The 22,403-nt window shown below is 42.1% G+C and carries 20 protein-coding genes; 6 read left to right on the forward strand and 14 right to left on the reverse strand.

What is annotated here, in order from left to right:
- Nucleotides 1–20 precede the first annotated feature (20 nt).
- From AC57BQ_RS07725 to AC57BQ_RS07755, 7 genes are all read right to left on the reverse strand, one after another.
- Nucleotides 21–998 (reverse strand): hypothetical protein, encoded by a 978-nt coding sequence (locus AC57BQ_RS07725; RefSeq protein WP_496405725.1) that lies wholly within the window; start codon nucleotides 996–998, stop codon nucleotides 21–23.
- 129 nt (nucleotides 999–1,127) lie between these two features.
- On the reverse strand, nucleotides 1,128–1,709 hold the full coding sequence (locus AC57BQ_RS07730) for an REP-associated tyrosine transposase (RefSeq protein WP_496405726.1): 582 nt from the start codon (nucleotides 1,707–1,709) through the stop codon (nucleotides 1,128–1,130).
- A 117-nt stretch (nucleotides 1,710–1,826) separates the two neighbouring features.
- Nucleotides 1,827–2,648 carry a class I SAM-dependent methyltransferase gene (locus AC57BQ_RS07735; RefSeq protein WP_496405727.1) on the reverse strand — a complete coding sequence of 274 codons (822 nt, stop codon included), beginning with the start codon at nucleotides 2,646–2,648 and terminating at the stop codon, nucleotides 1,827–1,829.
- Entirely contained in the window at nucleotides 2,645–4,114 is a 1,470-nt protein-coding gene (locus AC57BQ_RS07740; RefSeq protein WP_496405728.1) for a B12-binding domain-containing radical SAM protein, read from the reverse strand. Before AC57BQ_RS07740 ends, AC57BQ_RS07735 begins: the two co-directional genes overlap by 4 nt.
- Nucleotides 4,115–4,117: 3 nt before the next feature.
- Complete coding sequence (locus AC57BQ_RS07745; protein ID WP_496405729.1) at nucleotides 4,118–5,167, reverse strand: radical SAM protein; 1,050 nt, start codon at nucleotides 5,165–5,167, stop codon at nucleotides 4,118–4,120.
- A 2-nt stretch (nucleotides 5,168–5,169) separates the two neighbouring features.
- Nucleotides 5,170–5,919 (reverse strand): class I SAM-dependent methyltransferase, encoded by a 750-nt coding sequence (locus AC57BQ_RS07750; protein ID WP_496405730.1) that lies wholly within the window; start codon nucleotides 5,917–5,919, stop codon nucleotides 5,170–5,172.
- A gap of 12 nt (nucleotides 5,920–5,931) precedes the next feature.
- On the reverse strand, nucleotides 5,932–7,434 hold the full coding sequence (locus AC57BQ_RS07755) for a B12-binding domain-containing radical SAM protein (protein ID WP_496405731.1): 1,503 nt from the start codon (nucleotides 7,432–7,434) through the stop codon (nucleotides 5,932–5,934).
- A gap of 240 nt (nucleotides 7,435–7,674) precedes the next feature.
- On the opposite strand from AC57BQ_RS07755, the gene AC57BQ_RS07760 reads away from it, so the two are divergent.
- From AC57BQ_RS07760 to AC57BQ_RS07770, 3 genes are read left to right on the forward strand one after another with little or no spacing between them, the layout of a single operon-like run.
- Nucleotides 7,675–8,415, forward strand: coding sequence for a class I SAM-dependent methyltransferase (locus AC57BQ_RS07760; RefSeq protein ID WP_496405732.1), 741 nt, complete (start codon nucleotides 7,675–7,677; stop codon nucleotides 8,413–8,415).
- On the forward strand, nucleotides 8,415–9,587 hold the full coding sequence (locus AC57BQ_RS07765; RefSeq protein ID WP_496405733.1) for an amidohydrolase family protein: 1,173 nt from the start codon (nucleotides 8,415–8,417) through the stop codon (nucleotides 9,585–9,587). The genes AC57BQ_RS07760 and AC57BQ_RS07765 overlap by 1 nt, the downstream gene beginning before the upstream one ends.
- A gap of 3 nt (nucleotides 9,588–9,590) precedes the next feature.
- Nucleotides 9,591–10,709, forward strand: coding sequence for a glycosyltransferase family 4 protein (locus AC57BQ_RS07770; protein ID WP_496405734.1), 1,119 nt, complete (start codon nucleotides 9,591–9,593; stop codon nucleotides 10,707–10,709).
- A gap of 180 nt (nucleotides 10,710–10,889) precedes the next feature.
- Here the strand turns inward: AC57BQ_RS07770 and AC57BQ_RS07775 are convergent, their stop codons facing one another.
- The 3 genes from AC57BQ_RS07775 to AC57BQ_RS07785 all read right to left on the reverse strand — a co-directional run bounded on the left by AC57BQ_RS07775 (nucleotide 10,890) and on the right by AC57BQ_RS07785 (nucleotide 14,399).
- Nucleotides 10,890–11,945, reverse strand: coding sequence for a glycosyltransferase family 1 protein (locus tag AC57BQ_RS07775; protein ID WP_496405735.1), 1,056 nt, complete (start codon nucleotides 11,943–11,945; stop codon nucleotides 10,890–10,892).
- Nucleotides 11,942–13,651 carry an ATP-binding cassette domain-containing protein gene (locus tag AC57BQ_RS07780; protein ID WP_496405736.1) on the reverse strand — a complete coding sequence of 570 codons (1,710 nt, stop codon included), beginning with the start codon at nucleotides 13,649–13,651 and terminating at the stop codon, nucleotides 11,942–11,944. Before AC57BQ_RS07780 ends, AC57BQ_RS07775 begins: the two co-directional genes overlap by 4 nt.
- A gap of 214 nt (nucleotides 13,652–13,865) precedes the next feature.
- A complete protein-coding gene (locus AC57BQ_RS07785; RefSeq protein WP_496405737.1) occupies nucleotides 13,866–14,399 on the reverse strand; it encodes an OmpA family protein in 534 nt (177 codons plus the stop codon).
- A 320-nt stretch (nucleotides 14,400–14,719) separates the two neighbouring features.
- Between AC57BQ_RS07785 and AC57BQ_RS07790 the strand changes: the two genes are divergently transcribed.
- From AC57BQ_RS07790 to AC57BQ_RS07800, 3 genes are all read left to right on the forward strand, one after another.
- Nucleotides 14,720–15,733, forward strand: a complete 1,014-nt coding sequence (locus AC57BQ_RS07790; protein WP_496405738.1) for a fatty acid desaturase — start codon at nucleotides 14,720–14,722, stop codon at nucleotides 15,731–15,733.
- Nucleotides 15,734–16,117: 384 nt separating this feature from the next.
- The gene (locus AC57BQ_RS07795) at nucleotides 16,118–17,518 is read left to right on the forward strand and encodes a pyridoxal phosphate-dependent decarboxylase family protein (protein WP_496405739.1); all 1,401 of its coding nucleotides are present in this window, start codon (nucleotides 16,118–16,120) and stop codon (nucleotides 17,516–17,518) included.
- A 255-nt stretch (nucleotides 17,519–17,773) separates the two neighbouring features.
- On the forward strand, nucleotides 17,774–18,751 hold the full coding sequence (locus tag AC57BQ_RS07800; protein ID WP_496405740.1) for a GlxA family transcriptional regulator: 978 nt from the start codon (nucleotides 17,774–17,776) through the stop codon (nucleotides 18,749–18,751).
- A gap of 21 nt (nucleotides 18,752–18,772) precedes the next feature.
- Here the strand turns inward: AC57BQ_RS07800 and AC57BQ_RS07805 are convergent, their stop codons facing one another.
- From AC57BQ_RS07805 to AC57BQ_RS07820, 4 genes are all read right to left on the reverse strand, one after another.
- A complete protein-coding gene (locus tag AC57BQ_RS07805; RefSeq protein ID WP_496405741.1) occupies nucleotides 18,773–19,255 on the reverse strand; it encodes a hypothetical protein in 483 nt (160 codons plus the stop codon).
- Nucleotides 19,256–19,272: 17 nt separating this feature from the next.
- Nucleotides 19,273–20,235: a heme-binding domain-containing protein gene (locus tag AC57BQ_RS07810; RefSeq protein ID WP_496405742.1), complete on the reverse strand. Its 963-nt coding sequence runs from the start codon at nucleotides 20,233–20,235 to the stop codon at nucleotides 19,273–19,275.
- Between the two features lie 156 nt (nucleotides 20,236–20,391).
- Entirely contained in the window at nucleotides 20,392–21,534 is a 1,143-nt protein-coding gene (locus AC57BQ_RS07815) for a hypothetical protein (RefSeq protein WP_496405743.1), read from the reverse strand.
- A gap of 30 nt (nucleotides 21,535–21,564) precedes the next feature.
- The gene (locus AC57BQ_RS07820) at nucleotides 21,565–22,377 is read right to left on the reverse strand and encodes an SH3 domain-containing protein (RefSeq protein ID WP_496405744.1); all 813 of its coding nucleotides are present in this window, start codon (nucleotides 22,375–22,377) and stop codon (nucleotides 21,565–21,567) included.
- Nucleotides 22,378–22,403: the final 26 nt, after the last annotated feature.

Consider the following 22,403-nt stretch of genomic DNA (forward strand, 5'->3'; position numbering starts at 1 on the left):
GCAACGAGTTCAGGTGAACACTACATCCTGATTTTATTTTTTCTGAGCATAGCCAGTGCATCGGCTTTGCCTTCTACATAAATCCTAATAAGACTTGTATGAGTCATGTTCAAAGTTTTACCAGGAATTGCCTGTAGGTAATGTTTAAGGTAATTATTCAATACTGCCTTGGATAAACGTATATAGTCATCCTCATATCCCTGGTCTGTAAAGCCGGTCAACGGTTTGCCATAATGCATTTGTCCTTTATCATCAACATATACGCTAAATGAGTAGAAAAAATTTGCGTATGCTTTGTTGATCGTAACACTATAAGCAGGATCAAAATAATCCTCAGAGGTGTCAAAGTTATTCAGGATATCCCCCTCCGCCTTCCACTTTTTTACTTTTATTGCAGGGCTTCTACTAACTAAAACTGCAGGCTGTCGGGCGGCAAAGGCTTTTTTAAAGTCGCTGTTAGCCTCATTTACTAATGACTTGATAAACAGGCTATCCCTATGACTTGATTGCCGGAGTGTTGCAATATCAGTATGCAATACATTTTGAATATAATTATTAGCGTAAAAGGTCATGTAAACCCCTGCACCGGTAATATCTACTGAATCGGCTTCCGATTTCAAGACCTCCAGTACCAGGCTATCCTTACTCATCTTTTTTAATTTTAACCATGTTCCGATCGTATTAAAAACAGAATCATAGCCACGGGTAAGTGGAAAGTTAAAAAAGGCTTTTCTGTCATAACTATAAATACTAACTGAATCATCAGAAACAAATTTTAGTTTCCACTGAGGTTCTAACTGAAAACCGTATTGGTTAAAGGAAAGGCCATTTTTTTGTCGGCGGCTGATCTCCGCATAGCTGATGCCATCTACGGATTTAAAAGATATGAGGTCCTTTTCGCCGTTGTGTTTAATCACCGGTGCAGGTTTGCAGCTGGCGTATATAATCGTAACGATCAATAAACATATCAAGCCCAAATTTGCAGGTTTCCTTTTCATAGTTAGTTATTTATACTAAGATAATTAATATTATCCTTTGCTGTATAACGTTACTATAAATACTTGACCAGGTAAAAACTAAGATCTACTTGCGCTCGTTTGCAACGAGTGCTTAATGTGGGTTAGCGTTTATAACGCGAAACCAAAATCTAACAACACCACTTCCATTAATCCATCTTCACCCGCGTAATTTGCAGCCGAACTATACTGATAATGTTCAGGTATAATAACAATATCAGCCCGTACAGGATTATTATGAATATAATCCAACTTTTGTGAAAGTATGCTGGAGTTGTCACAGGCTATTCCATGATAACCATCTTGCCATACTTTGTAATCCTGAACACGACTGCTATATTTTGTATGGTATTGAAACCGATAAAGTATCCAATCCCTACGACTTTCAGATTCGTTTTGTATTAGCTTAACTATTTCCTTACTGGTGTGTTTTTTAAAATCACGAATGATGTCTGGTAAAGTAGCAGGGTGTTTGGCAGAAATAAGCAGATGCAAATGATTTGTCATCAAACAATAACCATAAATTTCCAAGCCCTTTTGTTGCTGACAATAAATTAAAGATTTGATTATAAGCTGCTTATATGCGGGTCTGGTGAAAACATCAACCCAATCGACAATGGTGAAAGTAACGAAATAAACTTCTTCGGGATTTCTGACACGGTATTGATGCGACATATGGAATAAGGTTTCCACTAAAATAAGGAATATTTTTTAGTCGCGATGCAATCGCTTAACCACATTAAGCACTCGTTGCAAACGAGCGCAAGTAAATTTTTTATAGGAGTTAATACTTCTGAATACCTGCCCCTTTTATTTCTTTTCCAGCGAGATAATAAAATAATCGCCCATGTATTTCCAGGGCCATTGGCTTTTTAATTTATCTTCCTTGTTTTTTAGGAATTGATAAGCTTTGGGATGCTTCTCGGCAAAGCCTTCGATATATGATGGTGGCACAATAGTGCAAAGACCCTCTACATTCAATACTTTATATGATTGCTGTAAGGTTTTGATAATGAACGATGAATTGTAATACCAGCACTTGAAATGCGTACCCTCGATATGCGCGGTACGCCCCTTGCTACTAAAAAACCTGCGGAAAGCTGTTTTGAATTTTCCCTTAAAAACCAACAGTGTTTCCCACAGGCAAAATCCGGGAATAACCACAAGGGTTACCTTGCCGCCGGGTTTTAAAAGCTTGTCAAAGGATAAAAGCACTTTATCCAGTTCGCCGGTACAATTGAGGCCACCGAAGTTGGAGAATATGTGATCAAAAGGACCCTGGTTCTGTAATTGATCCAATTGGGTAAAAGAACAAATTTCCTGACTGATCCGGTCTCGGTAAGCCTCTGTTTTTTGACGCAATACCTGCTGCATTCCGGTTGATATATCAGTAGCGTGTACCCTGTGACCATTTTGGGCAAAGAATAAGGCATCTTCGCCGGTGCCACTGTTAAGCTCCAGTAGACTGCTGTTGGGTGCCAGGTATTCTAAAACATGCTGCCGTACCCTTGCCCTTTTATAGTTAACAATGGTATTACTAGAGTAGATCTCATCAAAAATTACCGACTGGCGGCTAAAAGCGGTCGAGGCATCGGTTTCGTTATGATTTGCTATGATGATCCCGCTTGTCATGATGCTTTTTCCAGTTGATTTAATTTAAACCGCTCAATCATCATAGCCGGTGCATGGTATAAAACCGACGCGGCTTTCCGTAGGCGTTTTGCGCTTGGCTTAAAAGGATTACTGAGCAGCTGTATCAGGTTATGCTTGGCGAGGTGCGCGTGATAGTTTTGGTGCACATATTTATGCAGCTGTTTGTAATAAGCCGGGTTGAAGGTATTACTGAACATCAGCGCCATCTCGTCGGAATCTGTCCAGTTGGTTTTTTGCTGCAGATCGGCTTTTACTTTTTCATAAAATAATGTCCCGGGCAGTGGGTACGAAACCGAGATACCAATTTCATGTGGTAAAAGACGATTGATCATACGGATGGTTTGCATGATATCGGCTTTGGTTTCACCCGGATAGCCAAATTGTATAAAAAAGGATGGTTTTATACCATGCTTCTTCATCATCTGCGTAGCGGTGTATATCTGTTGTATGGTTGTGCCCTTATCCATAGCATCCAGTATTTTTTGCGAACCACTCTCGGCGCCGATCCAAACATTATCGCAGCCCGAAGCGGCTAAGGCCTCAACGGTTTCATCTTCCAGCAACAAATCGGCTCTTGATTGCAGCTTGTACCTGAACTGAAGGCCCTCCTGCTTTACCAGTTTGGCAAATTCAACCACCCAACCAGGTTTTAGACCAAAAATATCGTCACAAAACCAGATGTGATCCATGTTGAACATTTGCTTCATCAGCTTCAATTCTGTGATCACATTTTCGGGGCTGCGCGAATTATAACGATTACCGTAAATAGGCTTAGCACACCAGTTACATTTAAAAGGACAACCGCGGGTGGTGCCTACATTGAGCGAGAAATAGCCTTTATGCTGCAGCCAGCATTCGCGGTATGGAGCAATATCAACCAGGTCCCAGGCGGGTAAGGGTAAACTATCCAGATCTTTAAGCACCGGCCTGCCAGGCGTTTTAACCAGGGCCTTATCCTGGAGATAAGCAAGGCCGTGTATATGCGAAAAATCTTCTCCGTTTTTTATGGCTGTAACCAGTTCCAATAAAGTATGTTCTGCCTCGCCAATGATCACAAAGTCAGCGCCTTCCTGTAAATATTCTTTGAAACGGTCGGTTGAGTCGGAGCTGGAAACAATTACTGTACAACCCCGCTCTTTGGCCAGTTTGCACATGGCAAAAGCGGCCTCGCGCATATTGGTGAGGCACATTTTGGTGAGGTAATTAAAGCCGTCATCATAGATCACAAAAAAGCCGGGACGGGTTTTGTCCAGCAGGTTTGCAATCTCCAGGGGGGAATGGCTGAACATGGTATCAAAAAGTGATACGTTATAATTATTTTGCCGCATTAATGAGGCGGCATATAAGGTGCCCAATGGTGGATATGGCTGTCCCTGGGCCCATTGTTTGGGATCAAAACGCAAAAAATAAGAATGCGTAAAAAGTATATGATTTAACTGTTCCATAGGTTAAGCTACACTGGTTAAGGGCGACAGATTAAGCGAGCAAACGCATTTTACACAGGTTGGATGACCCGAAGTATCCAATGCCCTGCGGAAAGCGATGGCTTCGTCGCTGTTTAAAATCTGGTTGAGCGGGGTATCCCTGATATTACCCATCGATTCCATAAAGAAACAGGGCCGCACAGTACCATCAGCTTCAACAACTGTTGATACCCAGGGCGCGTTGCATTTTTTATAAGGGAAGGCGTTTAAGCCATAAAAAGCGGCATAATAATGATAAATGTCCCTGATCTTCTCCCTGCTTTCGGCAATAAAACCATTATTGAATTCGGCGTTATATTCGGTCATCAGGTAATTGATCACCTCGTTTAATTCGGGTAGCTCGCGCTCGGCTATCAGTATTTCATCCTGTTTGGGTTCTTCCCAGGCTTGCTGGCGGTTAAAAGCGTGACTGCTTACATCGGCAGGTAAAAAACTCACCTGGTCGAGCCCCATTTTTTTTGATTCGGCAATAATGGCCGGCCAGTTACGGTAGTTAAGCCGGTGTATCACCGTACGACCGGTAATACGGTAAGCCGGGTTTAGTTTTTTGATATGCTCCACCCCTTCCTTAAGCTTACGGAAGGCATTGGGGATGTTCCGGATGGCGTCATGCAAAGCTTCGTCACCATCCAAAGAAACAATCAGATCGTCCACCCAGGTTAACAGCTGTTCGGCATTACTCTTTATGGATAAACCGGTAGTTAGCAGCGTTACTTTGATACCGGCATTTTTAAGAATGCGGCATAGTACAAAAAAATTAGTGTTCAATAATGCTTCGCCACCTGACATGAGCACCTGTTTGGTGCCCAGTTGCTTAAGGGATACCAATAAACCGCTGATATCCGCCTCGGTTAATTGCTTCAGGTTTTTATTATCTTTCCAGATATCACACATCACACAACGGCAATTACAGGCGCTGTGCGGCATTAATATCACAATGGGTAATGCTGATATCCGGTGTGTTTGCAGCGTGCGGTAGCGCTTAAAAGTATGATATAACGACTGACCTGCCATAACTAGGGTTTTAACATTATCCAATAAAAAACATCTCTTTTGATCAACCTGTTCCAGAAGCCCGTCGGATTGAATAACACTTTATGTTTGAAATCCTGAATTTTACCGATATGGTGATGAAAATAATGATCGGCCATAGCGGCGAAACCCATCTTCTCATAATAATTCCGGCATCTTAATGCCGATATTTCGATATCCTTTTGATGGTAAAAGGGTGTATCGAGCACATGTACTTTTCCATGGTCGCTCAGCAGCGCAAATGCGTTGGCCATAACGGCTCGTACAGATGGGAAATACGATAAGGACGCGGCGAATATGATCACATCAAATTTTAATTTCCCTGTGAAGGTGTTCTCATTAAAACCTTGATGAATAAATTTCAGGTTCGTTTTTTTAAATACGCGGTTAGCCTGTTCAATTTCAATGCGGTTAGCATCAATGCCGGTAACGCGGGCGTTAGGTATATCAGCCAGTTTTGCTGCAAGCCATCCGTTACCGCAGCCAACTTCCAGTACATTGAGCGGCCGGTTCATTTCTTCCAGGTGATTGATTAACCGCTGAGCGGAACGCTGCCTCACCTTCCATTCCCGGTAATATGGATGCCCTGCGTTAATAAGTGGCAATTGGGCTACCTCTATATCAGTATAGGTTCTGCCCTCCTTTTCGCGTATGGCAATATACATCTCCTCCAGTAAAGCTTCATCAGCAATTGGAGTAGTGTTGGGGGCTATATTTGTTACCGTTTCTTTCAAAGTTTAAAACAATTAAAAACCCTGGATCTCCGGCTGGCGGTATTTCCAATATCTTTGAAGCAGCTTTATTTCGTACGGGTACTTGTATAAACTGGCTTTGTAACGCAGGCTTGATATAAGCTTAATTGATTTTCGTTTCAAATCATTCAGCCTGATATCGGTAACCGTAGGAAAAACCCCATTCAGTACGGTTTCAAAATTCCTGATCTTGTCGATCATTTCTGGTTTTAGCCATGGCGTAAGCGGATTTTTCCGCAGGTCAAAATTTTCCCATGCCGGGCTCATCCAGTCTTCCAGTGTTTGCGGATATGCAAAACCCTGTTCCAGCACCTGTTTATATAACTCGGAGCCTTCGGTAGGTACCGGTGTGTAGGTATACAGTACAATTTCGGTGCGCGGGTTAACCGCTTTAACCTTTTTTATAAAATTGATCTCAAAATCAATCTGGGCCTGTACCTTTTCGGGTGTTGGTGCCGGTGTGCCTAATACAAAAGAATATTCGGGGATGATATCAAATTGCTTTAAACGCTCCGCGAAATGTACGATCTGTTCGCCGGTTTGTGTGCCGCCTTTGTCTAATTGCTCCAGAATATCGTTGTTACCACTTTCGGCGCCAAAAAATATGATCTTGCAGCCGGCTTTACGTATCTGCGCAAGCGACGCATCGCTGAATTTATCCATGGTATCAATACGGGCCATACCCCACCACGACATGTTCTCGGGTTCTATCAGTTTGGCAAATTCAACAGTGCGCTTTTCGGATACAAAGAAGTTGTTGTCATGGAACTCAATGGCGTCGGCGCCCCATTTGTCTTTGAGGAATTTAATATCCGTATAAACTGTTTTGGCCGATTTAGCCTTCCAGCGGGCTTCGTAAATAGGTACCACCGCGCAGAATGAACAGGTAAAGGGGCAGCCAATACTGGAGTGATAAGCTACTGTACGCTTACCCAGGTACGTTTTACCCAGGTATCTGTTACCGATGGAATAAAAAGTATCCAACTTATCGTAGGGTAATGGCGGCAGCGAATCCTGATCTATCAGATCTTCTTTGATAGTTTTGGTGATCTTGCCATCGGCTTTATAGATAAGGTTTTTGATAAACTCGTAGGGTTTATGATTCTCCAATGCCTCAATCAGTTGCGGAAAAGCGTGATCGCCGGGGCCGTTGATAATAAAGTCAACAAAACCCGAAGTTAATACCGCTTTTGGCTGGCTAGACGGGAAATATCCACCCCAGATCATCGTGGTATATGGATATTTCGCCTTAATGGTTTTTGACAACGGAATAGCCTCCCTGAGCTGTGGCCCAGGCATTACCGTAAAACCGAGATACCCGAACTCACCGGTTTGTAAATAACTTTCTATTTTTTTTAGTGGGTCTGTTTCGCAATTTCCATCAACGATGACCCATTCATATTTGCCTTCGATAGAGGCCGCGATGTTTAAAATGGAATTAGGGATACGGTGCTTAGCTATAGCACTTTTGGGATTGTACAGCAATACCTTATTCATACCTATTATTTTATATTAATTTTATACCGCACGGATACATTAACTAAAACTGCGTGTTCATTTTTATGATAAACGATGGGGTTTTACCCCCATCGCTCACACAACCCTAAATCATAAAAAATGTAAACCGTTCATTATACAATACGCTGCGTATTGTATGGGGGTTGCCTGCGGCAGCAATAAAAAAAGTACGGGCAACCTTAGGCCATTTTACATCGTATTATAATAAAGATCAATACCATGCTGGCAACCATAAAAAACTACTTACAAAACAAAAGATCATTATCGGCAGTAACCGAAAAAAGCGTGGTGGAGGCCTATGATATATGGGCCGAAAACTATGACAGCCAGCCCGATAACCTGATGCTGCATCTTGATGGCAAACTGTTTTCGCAGCTTATAAGTAATGTTGATATCAAAAATAAACAAGTAGCCGATATTGGCTGTGGTACCGGCAGGCACTGGCCGTTGATATTTGGTAAACAACCCGCCAGTTTAACCGGTTTCGACGTATCCGGCGGGATGCTTAAAAAGCTGAATGAAAAATATCCGCAGGCTCATACCTCCTTCATTACAGATAACTTGTTCTCCAACATCCCCGACGAGTCTTTTGATGTGATCATATCTACTCTTACGGTGGCACATATTGAAGATATTGATGAAGCTATGCAGGCTTGGAGCCGGTTATTAAAAAGCGGCGGCGAGATCATCATTACCGATTTTCATCCCCATACACTGGCATTTGGCGGTAAACGGACATTTAAGCATAACAACTCGGTGATGGCCGTGCGCAATTACGTACACCCCATTTATACCATTAAAGACGCTTTATCCCGGAATAATTTTGAGCTGCTTATACAGGAAGAGATCAAGGTAGATGAAACCATGAAACCTTTTTATGCCAAACAAAATGCCCTGCATGTATATGAAAAGTACAAAGATTTCCCGGTGATCTACGGTATTCATTTAAAAAAGGGATAATGATACTCCAGGGGCTGCGGTTGGCTGATGGCGAACTGAATGTAAACGTCGGGATCAACAAAGGTAAAATTGGGGAGGTAACATCCGTACCAATTGCCGGGAATACTGCCGACTTACAGTTAAGTTTTGATGATGCCCTTATCTTTCCGGGATTGATCAATTCTCATGATCATCTGGACTTTAACCTTTTCCCGCAATTGGGTAACCGTACCTATAAAAATTATACCGAATGGGGCGCTTATATCCATCAACAATATAAACCCGAAATAACCAAAATATTGCAGGTGCCCTTGTCTTTGCGCATCCGTTGGGGTATGTATAAAAATTTACTTTGCGGGGTTACCACCGTTGTTAATCATGGCGAACAATTAATCATTGATGATGCCCCCATCACGGTTTACGAAGAAACCCATGATCTGCATTCGGTTGGTTTTGAAAAGCTATGGAAACTGAAACTGAACAATCCGCTAAAGAAGCATTTACCTGTAGCGATACATATTGGCGAAGGAACCGATGAGGCTGCTTCAACAGAAATTGACAGCCTTATCCGCTGGAATAAATGGCGCCGGTCTTTAATTGGGATACATGCTGTGGCCATGACCACCAAACAGGCCTCGAGTTTTAAAGGTATTGTCTGGTGCCCGGAGTCGAACTATTATTTGCTCAATAAAACTGCTCCTGTTCATCAGTTAAAACAACATACCATCATTTTATTTGGTACCGACTCAACCCTGACTGGCAACTGGAATATCTGGGATCACATCGCGATGGCCCGTAAAACAGGTTTGCTAACCGATGATGAATTATACCACTCTTTAAACAGTAACGCCGCAAAAGTATGGAAGATGAATACCGGCGAGATCAGGAAAGGAAAAGATGCCGACCTGATGATAGCCCGCAGAAAAGACGGGGCGGCCGGGCTTGCTCATTTTTACGACCTTAGTCCTGCCGATCTGCTCCTGGTTATGCATCAGGGTAATATTCGCCTGTTTGACCAGGAATTAATGCCGCAATTGGCCTCTGAGTTAAAGGGACGTGGTTTTAGTCTCATCAGGATAAATAAAGTGTATAAATATGTGGAGGGCAACCTGGGAGAACTGATGGAACAGATCCACGCATACCTGCCCGAATTTAGTTTCCCGATAGAATTTATTGATCATCAAATCTTATAAAAGGTGATAAAGCTGGTTGATCTTACTTATTACGCACATCTCAACTATACTCATGCCGGCCAGGTGTCGGAGAACCATTCTCCTGCCCTGGCTTTTGCACCCTACCTCATTGATAAAATCGATTTTAGTTTTGTTAAGCACGCTTCTTTTGAAGAGCACACAGAGATAGATGGCGTCCCCTATCATTTTTTTAAAGGTCGCAACCGCTTTTGGTCAATCACGCTAAAAACGCATCGTTATATCAAAAAACTGAAGCCAGATATCGTATTGGTACAGGGACTCGTATTTCCACTGCAGGTCATCTTCCTGCGATTGTTTTGTGGCTCCGGTTTTAAGATCATGATCCAACATCATGGTGAATTGCCCTTTAGTGGGATCAAAGGCTGGCTGCAAAAATTAGCTTGTGGTTTTGCCGATGCTTTTATTTTTACAGCGGCGGGTAATGCCGGGATCTGGAAAAAGAGAAACATCATTAAGCCCGATGCCAACATATTTGAACTGCTGGAAGCATCTACTCATTTCATACAACAAGACAAACAAATAAGCAAGGAACGCATCCAAATGAAAGGTGAAAACAACTTTTTGTGGGTGGGCAGGTTAAACGCTAATAAAGACCCCATTACCGTTTTATTAGCCTTTATACAATACCTGCAAATAAAACCTGAGGCCAAATTGTACATGATTTATCAAAGCGAGGATATGATCAATGATGTGATGGCCTTGTTTGCTTCCAGTAAGCTGCTTTCAAACGCGGTGGTATTGGTGGGCAGGGTTGCTAACCACGAATTACCGTACTGGTATAGTGCCGCTGATTTTTATATCTCTGGCAGTCATAAAGAAGGCAGTGGTTACGCCTTGCTGGAGGCAATGGCTTGTGGCTGTATTCCGCTGATCACCAATATCCCTCCTTATCAAAAATTAACAGGCAATAGTCAATGCGGCTTTTTATATCCACCCGGTGATGCAAATGCGCTGGCCAGGTTGCTTTACACTGTAAATAACATAGATCAAAAAAAGCTTTCTGATAATACTTTGCATTACTTTCAGCAAAATCTCACTTTTAAAAACATAGCTGATGATCTGGTGGATATTTGCGGGCAGGTAATGACTAGATCTGCCTGACATTCAATAACAAAGTCATGTCATTTCGAACGAGGTACGAGGAGAAACTATCTCTTGAACGAAGTGAAAAATCTTCTGCAACTTGCATGACCGATAAACCTTATACACCTTGCATAATACATGAGCTTAGCGTAAGAGATTTCTCCTCGTACCTCGTTCGAAATGACATCTGTGAAATTTTTAACAACCAAATAAGGCGGCAACCCGGGTGGCTATGGTTTCTACCGGATAAGCCAGCACGGGTTCGTGCAGCAAATTGGGGTCATGGAGCAGGCTTTTGATTATGCCGGGTATATTTTCGGCATTCCCAGGCACATGATGCTGTGGCGGGCGAGAATCCATCCCCTTAACCAAACTCACCACATGGCAGCCTGCATACAAGCCTTCACTTAAAACTGTACTGTAACCCTCGTATGACGAAGTATGCAACAGTATTTTTGAATGCTGCATCAATGCCAGAACTTCAGGGTGCGATAGCTCTCCTTTGAGTTCAATATGATTCCCTAGTTTTAACCTGCTGATCTGTTTTTGAAGATTCTCCATTTCGGGCCCCTTGCCGCAGATCACCGCTTTTAGCTGTGGGAATTGACTTGTCAGACTTTTAACCACTTGGATAAACAAATTGTACTGCTTAAGCGGAATAAGCGAGCCCACCCCAATAATGTCGATATCCCGGGTAGCAGGCTGTTCAGCAAAAAGCGCGGTATCAATACCCGTAGGGATGGTATGTTCGGGTTGTATCTGATAATTTATCCTGAACTCTTTGGCCAAAAAATCAGATATCGCTATTAACTCCCCGGCCTGGGGCTTTACCTGTTTTACGTAATGGTTACCCGCTTTGGCATCCTGGCCAAGCAGCCAGGTATAATGCGGCAAATTGTATTTTTTTGAAAAACGTTTACCCATATAAGCGGCTTCGCCCATCCAAAAGCTCAATAAGCCCATCAGTTCATACCGGCTATGCAATTGTTTGAGCGTTTGCCATACACGCCGCCAGGTAATTAACCTGTATAATTGTCCTTTACCTTTGCCTGCCAATGCTATAACTTCAACCCCATTCCAATGATACCGTGAAGCCTTAAACGGATATTGAAAACTCACCACTACGATGTGCAAGCCGGGTTTATTTTGCTTTAGCCCTTTTACAAAAATCTGCATGGGCGGTATACAGGTAGTATCGTTTTCATCAGCCGGGAAACCGGGACTCAATATCACTATGGTTTTTTGTTTGATCATTCCAGTGTTATCAGTTTGTTGCAATAGGCAAGACTTGTGGTATTATGGGTGATAAAAAAGATGATCTTGCCCAAAGCGGCCAATCGTTGCAGTTGTATTAAAATAGCTTCCTCGGCTTGTTGATCCATTTCGCCAAAAGGCTCATCTAATATCAGTACATCAAAATCATGGTAAAGCGCCCGGGCAAGCAGGATGCGCTGGCGTTGGCCACCACTCAGGTTTTTACCGTTTTCCCGGATCGTCCGGTACAATCCTTCGGCATTGCCATTCAATAATGGGTTAAGTCCGCAAACGGCGATGGCCTCAGCCAGTTTTTCCGGATCGCTTTCCTCATCGCTCAGCGTAATATTTTTAAGGATGGTATCATGAATAAAGTAGCCCTGTTGTTTTACATAAGCTATCCTGCTCCAGTACTGTTTTAAGGCGATAGTATCTGTCGCCTGGTTATTGATCAGGATATCACCGGCATCCGGTACCAGAAATCCTAATAACAGGTTGATGAGCGTTGTTTTACCCCTGCCTGATACAGCTGATATACCCGCCAGATCGCCCTTATCTGTGCTAAAACTGATGTTTTTTAAGATGTCCTGATCTTTATACCGGAAGCTGATATTATCGAAATTGATGGAAGTGATTGGAGCCTCACCCCGGCCCTCTCCAAAGGATAGGGGGCTAAAAGAACTGTCATGTGAAGTCCTCTCCTTTGGAGAGGATTTAGGTGAGGCTTTCAGCAGATCATTCAGCGTAAATTCATAAGTTTTTATTTGCCCGGTACTGTTCAGTATTTTAATAATACCGGGGATGATCTTGTAGGCGGCAGCCATAAAAACGCCGATGGTCAGCAGGTCAATTACCGGTTTATCGGTCCAGTATCTGTTGATCAGCACCAGTATAAAGAAACCCAGTACCGCGAAGATCTCTACCAATCGCGATGGCAAAGCCTGTAAAGTTTGTTGTCCGGCCAGGTTATCATTCAGCTGTTGCTGATAGCTATGATAACGATTGGTGAAAAAGTCGCTTTTGTTATAAATGTTGCTCTCTACAAACCCGGCCAGCGATTCCTGTAAGTGCTGGATGGTTTTTTCGCTGGCCTGTTTGGTGCTTACCCTGATCTGTTTCGACCGTTTCCGGATAAAGTAAGCCAGTAAAACTACCGGGGGCAATAGCAACAGCAGCAATAATAAAAACAGTGTGGGCTGATAAATGAGTATAGCGCAAACCGTAAATAAAATGAGGATACCCTGCGAAATAACCTGCTGCACATTAGTGAGGATGTAATGACTAAATTCAATAGGCTGCTGACTGATCTGCCGGATATGGATGGAGGAATCGACATTAACAAAGTTCAGGTAATCAGACTTCAGATAATGGATGATGTTCTTTTTAGACAAGCGTGAAGCCACACCATAAAAAAAATGATGCTGAAAACGCATGATCAGGTAGCCTATCCAGTTTTTAAGGCTGAAAAGAACAAGGAATACACTGATGAGCAATATGGAATTTTTATTGAACCAATTTGCCGGTAAAAAAGCAAAGCCGTTATTAATGGTTTTGGTGGAAGTGTAAAAACCAATCACCAGCAAAAGCCCTCCCAGAAAAGCAATATCAAGCGCGCTGATCAACAGATCGAGCAGGATGAGTTTGCCCAATTGTTTTTTCTCCTGCGGGTTCAGCAGCGTTAAAATACCTTTAATAATATGCTTCATTTTGTCAAGAATCAAGAATTAAGAGTCAGGAATCAGGACAGAAAAATGTAACAATCAAAGTAAGTGTTCTACTCTGCTGCGCTTTCTAATCTTGATTCTTGACTCTAATATCTTGACTCTATTCATTACGGGTTAAAAAGCTTAATGGTTGCCCCTATAAAGCATAAAAGCCCGGTAATTTATATTACCGGGCTTTTTATTTGGTTGAATTAGCTTAGTTATTAAGCTTGATCTCTACACGGCGGTTCAATACCCTGCCGTCTTCTGTGCTGTTATCTGCAATTGGTTTGGTTTCGCCATAACCTTTTACGCTTAGGTTGTCGCCATTAATACCGCTGTTTACCAGATATAATTTTACCGAATTAGCGCGTTCAACAGATAATTCCATGTTATGATCAGGAGTACCCTCGGCAGATGCGTTTCCGTTCAATACAAATTTTACGGTTTGATCTTTCTTCATCTCGGCTGCAGCCTGATCAAGTGTTTGGTAAGATGAAGTTCTTAGCACAGCTGAGTTAAACTCAAACTGGATATTGCTAAAGTTATAGTTTGGTTTTGCCGGTGGTGGCGGCGGAGTTTCTTTTGGTGCAGGTTTTGGAGCCGGTGCAGGTTGCGGTTTTGGCGCGTAAGTTTGTTCGTTTTCAACCGGTATAGGTTTTTGAACCAGTTTTTTTGATTTACATGAAATTACCGTGATGGCGGCTAATGCAAAGATTAAAGTAAATAAGGGTGTTTTTAAAGCTTTCATAGCTAAGTTTTGTTTTTTTGTAAACATAAAAAATATTCGTGATTTCAAGCTCAATTGAGTATAAACACACGACGTGAAAATAAAGAGGGTTTTCAGGAATTTTATTTCATATACACCTACCCTCCGTAGGTTTTGTACGGTAACTAAACGCAGATTTCAAAAAGTAAGTATTTCATAAATGTAAAGCCGGCGACTAAAACGGATAGTTGATAGTGTTTTATGGTATTGCTAATTAGGTATTTGTACGCACTGTTTTCAGTAGAAATACGGTGTGCAATTTTAGCTATTAATGTTAAATTAGTGTTACCTAAATATTTATCATGAAAAGTAACACTCCTTTTGAAAACATCCAGACGCCGGATATCCACTATCTACGCAGAGTTGAGGTACTAAAAAAGCATCCCGAAGTAAAAAAATTAATGGGCTATGATCCCTGGGCCGCGGTGCTTACCTTATTTATTGTGGCTGGTCAGCTAACCTTTGCCTGGGCTGTAAGTGTTTGGTTCCCTCATTTCGGTCCCTATTGGTGGCAAATTATTTTGTTATCATATGTTGTAGGTGGTACCATGAATCATTGGGCAGCTATGGCTGTTCATGAAATGGCCCATAACCTCATGCTTAAAACCCCTGCGCAAAATAAGGCCCTGGCAATTATTGCCAATATACCGGTCCTGGTACCAGGGGCTATCGCTTTCAGAAGGCACCACATGAAACATCACTCGCATTTAGGTATCGAGCAGGTAGATAATGATTTCCCGAGCCATTGGGAAGTTAAGATGGTTGGTAAATCGGGTATTAAAAAATTTGTATGGTTGTTTTTTTACATATTCTTTCTCTTTTTGGTACGAGGTTTTGATACCAAACCAACGCGCTGGGAATGGGCAAACATTATTACACTGATCATCACAGATGTATTGATATTTGTTTTCCTGGGTAAGATCGCCATTATTTATCTGTTGCTTTCAACGCTGTGGGGCTTTAGTCTGCACCCCTCTGCAGGGCATTTTATTCATGAGCATTTTGTATTTAAAGAAGGCCAGGAAACTAATTCCTATTACGGATGGCTTAACTTAGTTTGTTTTAATGTAGGTTATCATAACGAACATCATGACATCATGAATATCCCCGGCCGGTTTTTACCCCGCTATTATAAAATCACCAAAGAGTTTTATGAGCATTTGGATTCTACCCGGTCATGGACACGGATGTTTTATGACTTTATTACCCAATCGCGCTTAGGTGCCGATAAACGTTATGTGCGTACAGAGCAAATACGCCAGGAAGGACTAAAAATGGCTGAGGCTTTAAGGAAAAATAAGGAGCTGGTATCTTAACCAGGACATTTAAATTAATGGCGAAATTTTCGTATTTTTGTATATACAGCGGCCCGGTTTTCTGATCAAAAAGGAAAACCGGGCTGTTTAGTTAAAGGAAAATACAGCCAAAAAATAACCATTTTGTATTTATTGAATTGATTATCAATAAATTAATACTTTTTAAACCTTTCAAAACCGTGTTAAAATTTGTTAAAAAGTGTTAAAATCGATGGTTTTGAATGAGTTTTGAGCAGTTTTTGAATGATTTTCTGCCCATTTTTAGTTAAAAAAGTGTTAAAATAAAACTTTAAAAAGTTTTTGTACGGCCCGTGTCAAATTTTATGACCGACGTTTTATCCTGATCAAATATGTATTTATTTGTGGTATCGAATTGATAAACCTATGTACAGCACATTACAAAACGACCTGGATAACCTGGATTATTTACTATCCCTAACCAAAGATAAAGCCGCCGCTTACCTGAATGAAATAAATGACAGACCTGTAAGTATTAACAATGTACAGGTAACTATCCCCATCAATCTCCCTGAAAACGGAATTGGCCTGGAGGATACCCTGAAGGCCTTTTATGAGCAGCATCAGGATAAAATAGTGGCATCATCCGGGCCGCGGTACTGGGGATTTGTAACTGGTGGCACCACCCCTGCCGCCATTGCCGGCGACTGGTTAAGTGCTGTATTTGATCAAAATCCCCAAAGCTTAAATGGCGCCGGGGATGTGTCTGCTAATATCGAGCTGCAAACCATTAACTGGCTAATCCAATTATTTGGTTTACCATCCTATTTTAAAGGCGGCTTTGTAACGGGCGCTACCATGTCAAATTTTACCTGTCTGGCTGTGGCACGGCAATGGGCAGGCAAGCAAAAAGATATTGATATTGCGCGTGAGGGCATCAAAACAGAGATCAGGGTATTAACGACTACGCCACATTCATCGGCCATTAAATCATTGGCTATGTTGGGTTTGGGCAGCGGCAATATCATCACCATAAAAACCGCCGAGGGTAACCGGGAAGCTATGGATACAGCTGATCTGGAAATTAAATTGCAGGAGAATAAAGATTTCCCGGTAATAGTGATCAGCAGTGGCGGTACGGTTAATACCGTTGATTTTGATGATATGCAGGCCATCGCCAACTTGCAAAAACAGTATACCTTTTATTGGCATATTGATGCGGCCTTTGGTGCTTTTGCAGCTTGTTCCGAAAAGTATAGTCATCTATTAAATGGCTGGCAATTGGCAGATAGCATTACGGTAGACTGCCATAAATGGCTCAATGTTCCGTACGATAGTGCCATATACCTGGTTCAGGAAAAACACTCGGCATTACAGCTGCAAACTTTTCAGAACAGCAATGCCCCCTATCTGGGCGATCCGGCTACCGACTTTAGTTTCCTAAACTTCGGCCCGGAAAACTCCAGGCGTTTAAGGGCATTACCAGCTTGGTTTGCCCTGCAAGCCTATGGCCGTAACGGATTCGGATGGATAGTGGAAAACAATATTACCCTGGCCAATCAGTTTGCGCAATTGCTGGAGCAAAAAACCATATTTAAACTAACCGCGCCGGTAAGGTTAAATGTAGTGTGTTTCAGCATTGCACATAAAGAAAACAGGGGCAGCAAATTAGCCTTGGTATTGGAAAAACTTAAAGTATCTGGTAAGTTGCTTATCACTCCAACATCTTACAAAGGAGCGCCTTGCCTGCGGGCCGCGTTTGTTAACTGGCGGACTACAGAGGCCGATATTTTGATCGCTATTGATGAATTGATCAAGGCTTCCTGATCGGGGAATATGCAGCTGATTTAAAATCTTCAAGTTGATTTGTTCGTTTAATTTATTCGCAAAAGTAACAGAAAATTAGATTGTTATGTATTTTAGTTAAAGGGTTAGTACCTATTGATCTGCTTACGTTTATAAGTAGATAGGTGATTTTTGCTTATTACATCTGAAAAAAATTAACGTTATATTGCAATACTCCATGAGTTGAGTATACGTCAATTTTGGGAAGTAAAACTGCTTTATAAACCTATTTACTATATGAAACACATATCGATACTGGTTCCTAAACGGGCCATACTCGGGAGCCTGGAAGGGTCGCGCCAGTTGCTTACGCAAGTGAACCAGTTTTTTTTGGCCGCAGGAAAAGATCCTATTTTTAAAGTTGAACTTGTTGGCCTTACTATGGAAACTCCTGTTAGCGGTGGCTTATTTACTGTTAACGCCAACAAGGTGATTGGTGAAGTACAAAAAACCGACCTGATCATTATTCCGGCTATTGACGGGAATATCAGCGAAGAAGTGGAGAATAATAAAGAGTTTTTACCCTGGTTAACCCAGCAATATAATAATGGCGCCGAGATCGCCAGCTTATGTATGGGAGCCTTTTTACTGGCTTCAACAGGTTTATTGGCCGGCAAAAAATGCGCTACGCATTGGATGTTTGCTAATGAATTCAGGAAGATGTTCCCGGATGTTAACCTGGTTACTGAAAAGATCATTACCGACCAGCAGGGTATTTATTCGAGCGGCGGGGCTTTCTCCTATTTAAACCTGATCTTATATCTCATCGAAAAGTATGCAGGTCGTGATATCGCTATTTTAAGCGCCAAGGTATTCGCCATTGAAATGGAGCGGAATAGCCAATCTTCCTTCATCATATTCCAGGGACAAAAAGATCATGCTGATGATCCGATCAGAAAGGCACAGGAGTTTATTGAAAAGAACTATCAAGACAAGATCACGGTAGAGCAGCTGGCATCCATGTTCGCTCTGGGCCGCAGGAACCTGGAACGCCGGTTTAAAAAAGCCACTGCCAATACCGTGGCCGAATATATACAACGAGTTAAGATCGAAGCGGCCAAAGTAAGCCTGGAAACCTCGCGCGAGAATGTGAATGAAGTAATGTATAATGTAGGCTATACCGATACAAAGGCCTTCCGTACCACATTTAAGCGCATTACAGGCCTCTCGCCTATTGATTACCGTAATAAATATCAACGGGAATACGCAACGTAGCAGAGATCTTAATTTTAGCTATCAGGGCATTACTGAAGGTTTTTGAGAAAAGATATAGCTGATACGTTCTTGCTGATGTGCTGTGTCGGTATTTGCTACTAATTCTTTGCCTGTAAATCGCTGATAATTAGTAATGGTATTCCCCGTATTGGAACCAATGGTTTTAACTACTTCAACAGATAAAAAATCACCCGGGATCCTGGCACCAAACCAACGGTCGTCATCCTGTTGTTTCCAGGTAACCAGCGTAAGATTTTCTCCCGGAGGATAGTTTGTTGAGCCCGAAATAGCCGTTTTTAATGCCAGGTCATTCCCGTAAAGAGTAGACATGGTTTGTTCCTTTTTGTTGATAGATGAGGTGATCACTTTTAAACCGGCTTTGCTAAAGTTAAACGAAGCGGGTATAGCGGCTTTCTTATTCAAAAGTTCTTCGGCTGGTTTGCGGTTGTTACAGGCTGATAATATAAAAACAGCGGCTGCGAATAATATATAGGTAATTTTCATGATTGGTTCCTGATCAGTTAGTGTTCAATTGGTGAGGTAAAAACAAAATCGGTATTGCTTAATGGCTTGTGACAGCTTACGCACTCATTGGTGAACATGGCCGTTTTGCCATATGGCACAAGCTTATCAGTTTTAAACCGCGCCCAGCCCCAGCCGGCGGTGGCAGCGTACTTTTTATCATCCTTGATCATGTATTCCACCTGTTTAAAGGCACCGGTATGTACATTGCCATCTTTATCAGTTACCTGATCCCAGGCAACTTTGGCAAATGTTGTTCCGTTGGGCCACGGGTTGATGTGATGTTCACGGATGGCTTTAATAGCTATCGGGTTACCAAATATCACCCGCATGGTACCATTATCAAAGCGTTCGGTACTGCTGATGGTTTCCCAGTTTTTATAATCAGGGATATAGGTAATCCCGTTTAAAGCTGTGGGTAATTTAACCGCGGCGGCTGTTGCTTTTTGCCAATGCGCGTACTGTTTATTGGCCGCGTTTATTTTGGCAGTATCTCCGGGTATTTGCTTCGGCGACATGGACGAGACATACTTTTTTAATATTTCCAGGTCGCTTTTGGAAACAGTGGCCGAAGGGTGAACCAGCTCATAATCCCTGATGGGCATAGCGCCGGCAGCTATCTGGTTAATAGCTTCCCAAAGCACCGCTTTTTGATCGGCCGGTGCCTGGTTTTTCCAGTTAGAAAAATTTAGGTGTTTACGACCGTTATTTACGTGGTTGGCTACTTTCCAGGAAACAGGTGATACCTGATCATACCACCGGAGGTTTGTTTCGTTTGAATGACAGTCATAACATGCCCGTACCAGTATACTTTTTACGTCTGCCGGAGCTTCTATCTCTGCTTTTACAGGTGGATTTGTAATTTGTGGGCGGATGAATTGTATGGACAAAAAGCCGATCAGTAAAATGGCTATTATAATAACGAATTTTCTTTTAAATAAACTGGAAGGTGGGGCATTCATAGTTCGATGATTATAATGTAAAGTTGCTTAATAATAAGTACTTATACACCTACATTAACGCTGAATTAGACAAACGTAAAGGTGAACCGGACATTTTAATAGTCGAATTATACAATCCGCTTATCAGATCTTAAAAAAAAGCGCAGATGGCTATTTTTAACCAGCCTCCGCTGCCTTATCCATATCCAATTGAAAGGTCTTTTCGGTATCACTTACTTCAATATCCTTAATAGCTTCCAGATTAATAATGGTATCATTATTTTTAAAAGGCATAGTGGCATGCAGGGTGTACTTACCAAGAGGCACTTGTGTTGCCGTAAATTCCGAACTCTGATCGTCAGCGGGTTTTCCAAGGGTAATGATATCGCCGGTTTCGGGCTTTAGCGTAACAATTGCTGAGTTAAAACCCTCATCAATAATATCGGCGGCCTCTGGTGTAGATAACAGAGCCTGGGCCAGGTGCAGGTCGATTGTTATGTCTGCTGTTTTTACCCCTGTTTCGTTACCGTTTGTTGTGGAATTAATGTTGCTTGAACTTAAGGGTAATACCAGATCTTTTAGTCCGTCAATAAACTTCATAACCCGGCCAGAAAAGAACCCCGAAATGAATGAAAATAATAAAAGCCCCTTGCCTATGCTAATATCTGTCATTTTGTTGTTGCTGCCACCCAGTAAGTTATATCCAAGCACCAAAACAAGGGCACATACCGGGGCGTAAAACATTTTTGATACCTGTCCGGATATTTCAGCTGGGTCAAATGGCCCTGTATCTGCGTCGCCTGCAACTTTTAATGCCTCACGGTTAGCAATGCTCACGTAATAAATTAAGCTCACCAAAACGCCTATAAGCGCCCAAAACAGCACTTCGGCATAAGTACCTGTTCCAACAAACCAGAAAAAGTCATTTACAATAATTTCCGTATCGGTAAGATATGCTTTCGTGTCCTTATTGCTCAGATTGATCAATAAGCCATCCATGCGTTTTAAGCGGGATTCATCTATGCGTCCGTCATATTCATTTTTCAGAAAATTAAAAACGGCCTGATCCCGTTCTTCACGTTTCGCGACCGCTGCTTTATTGACCGCAGGATCTTTTGATGCTGATTGCGTCGAATCCGGATATGCAGCAAGCACGTTATCTATATTTAAGAGTTGCACGCTGTCCAGTTTTTTATGATCGGTACCTTTGTAGCAAAAATGAAGCGCGGTATAAATCATCGCTACAAAAACAAGTAACATGCAAAGAGTCAGTAACCAACCGGCACCGCTCCATGTTTTTGCTTTAAAAAATGACAACATGATCTTTTTATATTTATGGTTAAAAACTATTTAAGACAAGTAGCTGCTGAATACCCACTCATCTGCCGTATTACTTATTTTACTCCATTGACTGGTTGTGGTATAAACAGATACCCGTGTGCCTTGTGTAATGGTGCGCAGCACCGGGAATGAGGTACCCGGCCCCGAGCGTACGTTTAATGCACTCGTGTTTACGATCAGAGATGTAATTTGAGGTGTACCAGTCCCGTTGAGCTGCTTTATTTTGTTATCAATCAGGGGGAAGAAGTTAGTTTCGGCCGATGTAATGGTATTGGTGCCGAAAAACGCCGTGCCCGGACATGTTTTCTGCTGATTGCCCACCTGGTTGTTATTAACCACACTTTCCGGAAATCTTTTACCTGTACGATCAAACCAATGGTGGTAAACCACTTGTTCTTTCACCGGTTTCAGATCAAACTGCATACAAAGTATAGCGTTTAAAAACACAATGGTATCCCTATGCGGCAGTGTCATCTGGTCATGCCCTGTATCAAAGTTACCTAAGTTTTCAATACAAATAGCACCGGAGTTTGCTCCCAAAATACCCGCGGGGGTAATATTTATAGGCCGACATAGGCCAATGTTGCCCGAAGGGAAAGTAGTTAGGTTTTGCGCGATATCGCTCCATCCGTTATTATGGATATGATAGCTTCTCATGGACTCCAACCAGTACATTTCTCCCTGGCTTGGGCTTAACGAGCTATAATTGGGTTCCAAGGTATGATGGTTCTGGATCATTTTGATACTTCTGGAAAAAACGGTGTTTACCAGATATTGCTGAAACTCCTGCGGTGTGTAAATATGAAATTGTGCTAAGGCCATTTTTCCTCCTGGTTATCTGTTTTTAA

It is taken from the genome of Mucilaginibacter sp. BGA-UO-ETr-C110, assembly GCF_059567985.1.

Coding starts and splice junctions, on each gene's coding strand:
- AC57BQ_RS07815 (WP_496405743.1), bottom strand. CDS start 21,534: ATGTTGTCATTTTTTAAAGCAAAAACATGGAGCGGTGCCGGTTGGTTA.
- AC57BQ_RS07735 (WP_496405727.1), bottom strand. CDS start 2,648: ATGACAAGCGGGATCATCATAGCAAATCATAACGAAACCGATGCCTCG.
- AC57BQ_RS07775 (WP_496405735.1), bottom strand. CDS start 11,945: ATGATCAAACAAAAAACCATAGTGATATTGAGTCCCGGTTTCCCGGCT.
- AC57BQ_RS07740 (WP_496405728.1), bottom strand. CDS start 4,114: ATGGAACAGTTAAATCATATACTTTTTACGCATTCTTATTTTTTGCGT.
- AC57BQ_RS07765 (WP_496405733.1), top strand. CDS start 8,415: ATGATACTCCAGGGGCTGCGGTTGGCTGATGGCGAACTGAATGTAAAC.
- AC57BQ_RS07755 (WP_496405731.1), bottom strand. CDS start 7,434: ATGAATAAGGTATTGCTGTACAATCCCAAAAGTGCTATAGCTAAGCAC.
- AC57BQ_RS07800 (WP_496405740.1), top strand. CDS start 17,774: ATGAAACACATATCGATACTGGTTCCTAAACGGGCCATACTCGGGAGC.
- AC57BQ_RS07820 (WP_496405744.1), bottom strand. CDS start 22,377: ATGGCCTTAGCACAATTTCATATTTACACACCGCAGGAGTTTCAGCAA.
- AC57BQ_RS07795 (WP_496405739.1), top strand. CDS start 16,118: ATGTACAGCACATTACAAAACGACCTGGATAACCTGGATTATTTACTA.
- AC57BQ_RS07725 (WP_496405725.1), bottom strand. CDS start 998: ATGAAAAGGAAACCTGCAAATTTGGGCTTGATATGTTTATTGATCGTT.
- AC57BQ_RS07785 (WP_496405737.1), bottom strand. CDS start 14,399: ATGAAAGCTTTAAAAACACCCTTATTTACTTTAATCTTTGCATTAGCC.
- AC57BQ_RS07760 (WP_496405732.1), top strand. CDS start 7,675: ATGCTGGCAACCATAAAAAACTACTTACAAAACAAAAGATCATTATCG.
- AC57BQ_RS07805 (WP_496405741.1), bottom strand. CDS start 19,255: ATGAAAATTACCTATATATTATTCGCAGCCGCTGTTTTTATATTATCA.
- AC57BQ_RS07810 (WP_496405742.1), bottom strand. CDS start 20,235: ATGAATGCCCCACCTTCCAGTTTATTTAAAAGAAAATTCGTTATTATA.
- AC57BQ_RS07745 (WP_496405729.1), bottom strand. CDS start 5,167: ATGGCAGGTCAGTCGTTATATCATACTTTTAAGCGCTACCGCACGCTG.
- AC57BQ_RS07780 (WP_496405736.1), bottom strand. CDS start 13,651: ATGAAGCATATTATTAAAGGTATTTTAACGCTGCTGAACCCGCAGGAG.
- AC57BQ_RS07790 (WP_496405738.1), top strand. CDS start 14,720: ATGAAAAGTAACACTCCTTTTGAAAACATCCAGACGCCGGATATCCAC.